This window comes from candidate division KSB1 bacterium, from assembly GCA_022562085.1.
Lineage (GTDB): Bacteria > Zhuqueibacterota > Zhuqueibacteria > Oceanimicrobiales > Oceanimicrobiaceae > Oceanimicrobium.
On record JADFPY010000260.1, the window covers coordinates 1 to 6,474 of the forward strand.

Below are 6,474 nucleotides of genomic sequence, written 5' to 3' on the forward strand. Positions count from 1 at the left end.
TCGACGAAGCCGAAATCAAAAGATACATTAACTTTAGCCACGGATTCACCCCGTTAGATAAGAGTCTTTGATGTTTCCGGTAAGCTGATATCTTTATCTAATGGGGTAAATCCGTGGCTAAATATCTTAGTTTACATAATTCTAGCCGACCGAAACTTTGCTAAAAAAAACACAATGTTGCAAGTTTGTAGTACAAAGAACTCAGAGATTTTTTTATTTTTCTAATGAGATCATTTTTCAGAAGTTTTACATTGAAATTTTTTAAGTAATCCTAATTTTATATTCTTATGCTTTAGATAAGTTAATAATTGCGCCTCATGGACCGGAATAATTTTTTCAACATGTAGATTCAAGCAACCCGGATCCAAGCTCACGGTGAACCTGAACAGCCAAACCAATTACTCTTTCACAAAGAGCGTTTAATTGTTCCATGTCAGCCATCTCTGATCTTCTCGTTTATTTAAATCTTTTTCTCTGTGAGTTCTGTGCTCCTCAGTGTTCTCCGTGTCCTATTTTGCAGAAGTCTACAACCCCTCATCAAGATAAAATTAAATAAAATAGAACGCAAATTTCAAGTTCACCATGAATAACCCGAACAGCCCTGAAAACGATTGACAAAGTAGCCACTGTTACGTATATTTTAAAAATTAAATTCGACATGATAATTACTTAGAAGCCAGACAGCTAAGAATACATGCGTCAATTTCTAAGAAAGGCAATCGACATCCGAAGAGGCGAGGGCAAGCGTGTTGCCATGATGGCGGGTTACAGCTTTGTCATTATTGCTTCTTATGACATCTTAAAACCGATGACCCGCTCTCTCTTCGTCTATAATTTAGGAGCAAACCAGCTACCTTTGCTCTACATGCTAGTGGCGCTTGTGGTCGGTATCTTCGTGCTGTTTTATATAAGGTTTTCTTCCAACGTGTCCTTAGATCGGCTGATTCTTTGGACGACTCTGTTCTTAGCCGGCAATCTGCTCTTTTTTCGATGGCTGCTCAATCTTAATCTTAATTCTCCGCTGCTTTACTATGTACTCTTTATCTGGGCGAGTATTTATGGTGTTCTCACCACAACCCAGTTCTGGCTGTTAGCAAACTATTTGTTTAATGCACGTGAGGCCAAACGTCTTTTTCCCCTTCTGACAGCCAGCGCCATATTTGGCGGAATTATGGGCGGCTATTTTACCCGACTGCTCGCAACAGAAATCGGGACCCCCAATCTCGCTTTTATTTGCATTGGATTCTTGGGCATTTCCATCTTGTTAATGAAATTAGTCTGGAAAGAGCGAGACCCCTTTCTGGAAACCGGGAGAAGTTCGCAAAAACCAGCAGAGACGAGTCAGTCCTTTAAAAAAGTAGGGAACGTATTTTCGGCTATTCGAAAATCCAGACACCTTGCTCTGATTATGGCCGTGGTTGGAATTACCTTCATGGTTGTACAAATTACCGAATTTCAGTTTATTACCTACGCCAGCGAGAAAAACCCAAATATGGACGACCTCACCGGCTTTCTCGGCTTTTGGCTCTCCAACCTGAGTATTTTTGCCCTGCTTTTTCAAGTCGGATTTGCTACCTCAATTATCCGCCGCTTTGGTGTGGGCGTGACGATCCTTTTTCTGCCGTTCGCCTTGCTGCTAAGCTCCATCTGGGTCTTCTTCAGCTACGGATTTATTTCCATTTTGGGACTCAAATTTGGAGATAGAGGCTTCCGACATTCCATTAACCGAGTCGGAACCGAGCTTCTCTACCTGCCGATTCCCCAACACGTAAAAAAGGATACCAAGGCATTTATAGATATGTTTGGTGACCGGTTTGCTAGAGGATTGGCGGGACTTATTTTGCTCATTTCTTTTTCATGGCTTGGATTAAGTGTGGCTCAAATCAGTCTGGTTTCCATCGGTTTAATCATCGTTTGGGTGGTGATTTCATTTGCAACCTATCGTGAATACGTGAACTCCTTCCGGCAGGCAATTGCCAAAAGGCAAATTGACCCGGATCTTCTTGCCTGGGGCCTTAATGATGAAGCGACCATCAATTCGTTAATTATTTCTTTAGGCAGCCGCAATGAACGTCAAATCATTTACGCCCTGGATTTATTGGAGTCCGTTGAAGACGTCGATCTGATTCCACCGATAAAACCTCTGCTGAAACATTCATCTCCGGAGGTCAGATTCCACACTTTGCAACTCATGAGGCGGCGGGCTGAGACGAGTTTACTTGCGGACGCTGAGCCGCTGCTTCGTGATGAAGACGAGAACGTTCAACGGGAAGCGGTGCGTTTTTATGCCGAATTTACCAAAGGTCCAATTACGGAATCTCTTGAGAAATGGCTCAAAGATGAAAACCGGGGTTTGCGGGGTGCGACGCTTTATTGTCTTGCGGAAAGTCCGGATTTAGCCAAAAAGCTTCTTAATCAGGAACTAATTCAATCATTCCTCAAAGGTGGCAAGGAATCGCGACGCCATGCCGCAGGCGCACTCGGTGTCATAAAAGATGAAACCTATTTTGAATATCTGTTTGAACTCCTCGATGACCCTGAGATCTCTGTGAAGTTTCAGGCAATTAAGAGCGCAGGCCAAATCCGTGCAAAAAAATTTGTACCGATTCTGATTCAGAATCTTGAGCACCGGGATTATCGAAAGGTCTCGGGGCAAGCGTTGGTGTCTTACGGCGTTTCAATTATTGAAACGCTGGCTGACACCCTGACGGACAAAAGCGTCTCAATCAACATCCGGGACCGCATCCCCCGGGTGTTGAGCCTGATCGGTGGCCAGGAGGCGGTGGACGTCCTTTTAGAAAATTTACCTCAAAAAAATGAAACGCTGCGGTATCAAATTATTAAAGCTTTAAATAAATTGCGATCTCGCTTTTCAGAACTCAAATTCGACAAGCGGGTGGACCAGGCCTTGCTTGATGAACTGAACACATATTTTAGGGTTCTGGCAACTTTACATTTGACCGGAGAGAACAATGGCGAAAACGATAAAAAGTTTAACTTACTTGAAAGAGTGCTGCAGGAACGTCTCGACGATCACATTGACCGTATATTTCGACTCTTAGGTTTACAATATCCGCCGCGCGATATCTACAATGCCTACGCTGCGACAACCAGTGAAAATCGTTCTATCCGGGCCAATGCCGTGGAATTTTTGGATAATATTCTTTCAAATGACTTGAAACGCATCCTGCTGCCAATCGTCGAGGAATTGCCGACCGAACAAGTCCTGCAAAGAGCCGGCGGACTCATCGATGTCTCTTTTAATGATCGCAAAAAAGCTCTTGAGAGTTTGATTCAAGAAAACGACCCTTTGCTGAGCGCCAGCGCTATTTATGAAATTGGTAAAAATGGACTTGTTGACGATTTTAAGCCGTTGATAAAGGATGCCCAAAAACAAGAGAACTCGCTTGTACAAGAAACGGCAAATTTGGTGTTAAAACAATTTGCATAATTCACTTGTTAATAATATGAAAATTGGGACACTGAAAACACCTGTTTAACCCCCAAAAAAAAGACTCTTCACTTTTTCGGTGTTTTCAGTGCCCTGCAGTGTTTAACTTTTTTAAATTTAAATTTAGAAATGTATTCAATAATTGAAAAAGTCATCCTCCTGCAGGACATCGACGTTTTTAAAGACGTTCGGGTCGAGGATCTGGCGCATATCGCTACCATTACGGAAGAAGTGACTTTTCAGCCGGGAACCAATCTTTACGAAGTCAACGACTCGGCGGACTCGTTATATCTTGTGTTAGATGGGAAAGTGCGCCTGCATCGCAATGGTCAAGAGATCAGCGTCAGCGGGCCGCAGGAAGCATTCGGAACCTGGGCACTGTTTGATAACCAGCCCCGTGTCGCAACCGCCACCGCTCTGGAAGAAACGCTGGTGCTAAAAATTTCACGGGAAGATTTTTATGATTTACTTTCGGATCATGTCAGGATTGCAGAAGCGATGCTGAGATCCCTGGCGCGTAGTTTACGATCCCTGGCAGAACGGTTTTAAATAATAAGTTTATAGGAGTATTTTATGTCTGATAGTTCACAAAACAGTGTGGAAAGGGTATTAATCCTTGACGACGAAGAGATGGTTTTGACAAGCCTGCGGTCCTTTTTAGAGCTCGAAACGGACTATGAAATTGTTACTTTTACTTCAGCTACTGAAGCTCTTGAATACACGAAGAAAAACAAAATCAACCTGGTGGTCTCAGACTACCTTATGCCGGAAATGGACGGCATAAGCTTTCTGGCGAAAGTGAAAGAAATCGACCCGAATGCAACGCGAATTATTTTAACCGGATATGCGGACAAAGAGAACGCCATTAAGGCAATCAACGAAGTCAGCCTGTTCCAATACATCGAAAAACCCTGGGATAACGATAATTTGAAACTCGTTATCCGAAACGGCATTGACAGGCAGAAAATCCTGAGTGAATTAGCATCAAAGGTCGTTGAAATCAAAAAAGCTTATGGCGATTTAGAAAACCTGCATGTGGATATTTTGAAAGCGTTTGCTTAGGGTGACCAAGTCACAAATTTAAAATTTATTATGCTTCGATTTTCTAAATTATCTCCGGTTCTATTATCAACAGTCATTACGCTGCGCTGTCCGAAAAGTCAGCCTCCCGACCTATTTTAGGGAAAACGACCAATGACTTAATGACTCTTTTGTCATTCGCTTCGCTGTCATTAAAAGTCATTAATAACACTAAAAAATGACGCCGAAGACAAATGACTCAATGACTTAATGACTCTTTTGTTATTCGCTTTGCTGTCATTTAAATGTCACTACTTCGCCCCAAAATAAAATGACCCATGACTTAATGACGCTGAGCAAATGACACTTAGTTTTTTGGCATTACGCTAGCGTTGTTCATTGATAGCACTAAATTAATCATGCCTGACCAACCAAATATAACCTACGCCCAGCTTGTCACGCTACTCGAAGTAAGCAGAAAGATTAACTCACAGCTCAATCTGCAAATGCTCCTTGATGAAATCATGGACTTAGCCATCGGGCTGCTGCATGCAGAAAAGGGTTTGATTCTGCTGCGGAATGAATCCAAGGAGCTCACCGTGCAAGTGGCCCGGCACATGGATAAGCATTCCATTGCAGATGTGGTTGAGCTAAGCCGTTCGATAATCAAAAAGGTGGAAAAAGAAGGTAAGTCTGTGTTGCTGCAAAACGTACCCGATTCCGGGGACATACCTTCGACGTCGAGTATGATCAGGTATAAAATTAAATCTGTAATTTGCGTTCCCCTGAGAACAAAAAATAAGCTGATCGGAACCATTTATCTCGACACTACGAAATCCGAACATTTCTTTAAAAAAGAAGATTTGGAATTTCTCGAAGGGTTTGCCAACCTTGCCGGTATCGCAGTCGAAAATGCAAAAAACTATCAAGAGGTAGAGGAGCTGGTAAAAGAACGAACGAGCGATTTAGAAACCGCTTATGAGGAGCTGCAGGCAACCCAGACCCAACTCATTCGCTCTGAAAAAATGGCCTCGTTAGGACAACTGGTTGCCGGGGTTGCCCATGAAATCAATACCCCCCTTGGCTCAATAAGCAGCAATGCCGATATGTTCATTAGCACATTTGCAAAACTAAGAAATAGATTGCAGTCACTTGAAGACTCCCCCGACGAAATCCTCAAACCTATAAAAATATTGGAAGACCTGTCGCAAGTCAACAAAATGGCCAGCGAAAGAATCAAAAAGATCGTCGGCACTTTAAAGAACTTTGCCCGCCTCGATGAAGAGGAATTCAAAATTGTTGACATTCATGAGGGCATTGACAGCACCCTATCTTTGACAGCCCACTTATACCGGGACCGCATCGAAGTCGTTAAAGAATATGGAAACCTGCCCAGGATAAACTGTCACCCCAGTCAGCTAAATCAAGTTTTCATGAATACCCTGGTAAACGCCTGTCAATCTATTAAAGGTAAAGGCACGATTACCATCAAAACCCGTTTTTCCGATGGGAACATTCACCTGCAATTCAGCGACACGGGAGTTGGCATAGCACCGGAAAATTTAGCAAAAATTTTCGACCCGGGATTTACAACCAAAGGAGTCGGCGTGGGCACAGGCCTTGGGCTCTCGATTTCATATAAAATAATAGAAGAGCACGGCGGTAAAATCGATGTTTACAGCAAAGTCGGAAAAGGAACGACCTTTACTCTGCACTTGCCTTTGGAGGGCAAAAAGCAGAGCGAATAAAATTTGTTAAGGCTATTTCAGCACATTCGTCAGAGTTTGCGGAGTTCATATTGCATTCTGAAAAAATGATAATCTACCATCGCAAAATCATAATCTAACGGTAAAAAGCCGCCCTGTCATCTTAGATTGCCGTTTGTTCACTTGATTAATTCATACAATTTTTTTTCTTCTTTTTTAAAAAGTTCTCCCGCCGAAAAAAAAAAGGAAGAATCAATGATGGTATTTGTCTTCCTATCCGCAATACTTTTCATGCAA

At 42.6% G+C, this 6,474-nt stretch carries 4 protein-coding genes and 1 pseudogene; 4 read left to right on the forward strand and 1 reads right to left on the reverse strand.

Annotation, left to right across the window (positions count from 1 at the left end; all coding sequences use genetic code 11):
* Positions 1-160 precede the first annotated feature (160 nt).
* Positions 161-432, reverse strand: a pseudogene (locus IH879_17320) (GxxExxY protein).
* 262 nt (positions 433-694) lie between these two features.
* Between IH879_17320 and IH879_17325 the strand changes: the two are divergent.
* The 4 genes from IH879_17325 to IH879_17340 all read left to right on the forward strand — a co-directional run bounded on the left by IH879_17325 (position 695) and on the right by IH879_17340 (position 6,219).
* Positions 695-3,451 carry a HEAT repeat domain-containing protein gene (locus IH879_17325; protein MCH7676684.1) on the forward strand — a complete coding sequence of 919 codons (2,757 nt, stop codon included), beginning with the start codon at positions 695-697 and terminating at the stop codon, positions 3,449-3,451.
* 129 nt (positions 3,452-3,580) lie between these two features.
* Positions 3,581-4,000, forward strand: a complete 420-nt coding sequence (locus IH879_17330; GenBank protein ID MCH7676685.1) for a cyclic nucleotide-binding domain-containing protein — start codon at positions 3,581-3,583, stop codon at positions 3,998-4,000.
* 24 nt (positions 4,001-4,024) lie between these two features.
* The gene (locus IH879_17335) at positions 4,025-4,513 is read left to right on the forward strand and encodes a response regulator (protein ID MCH7676686.1); all 489 of its coding nucleotides are present in this window, start codon (positions 4,025-4,027) and stop codon (positions 4,511-4,513) included.
* Positions 4,514-4,890: 377 nt separating this feature from the next.
* Positions 4,891-6,219 carry a GAF domain-containing protein gene (locus IH879_17340; GenBank protein MCH7676687.1) on the forward strand — a complete coding sequence of 443 codons (1,329 nt, stop codon included), beginning with the start codon at positions 4,891-4,893 and terminating at the stop codon, positions 6,217-6,219.
* The last annotated feature ends 255 nt before the right edge of the window (positions 6,220-6,474 follow it).

What these genes read in the sequence shown, in the direction of transcription:
- IH879_17325 (MCH7676684.1), top strand. Translation starts at nt 695, where the DNA reads ATGCGTCAATTTCTAAGAAAGGCAATCGACATCCGAAGAGGCGAGGGC.
- IH879_17330 (MCH7676685.1), top strand. Translation starts at nt 3,581, where the DNA reads ATGTATTCAATAATTGAAAAAGTCATCCTCCTGCAGGACATCGACGTT.
- IH879_17335 (MCH7676686.1), top strand. Translation starts at nt 4,025, where the DNA reads ATGTCTGATAGTTCACAAAACAGTGTGGAAAGGGTATTAATCCTTGAC.
- IH879_17340 (MCH7676687.1), top strand. Translation starts at nt 4,891, where the DNA reads ATGCCTGACCAACCAAATATAACCTACGCCCAGCTTGTCACGCTACTC.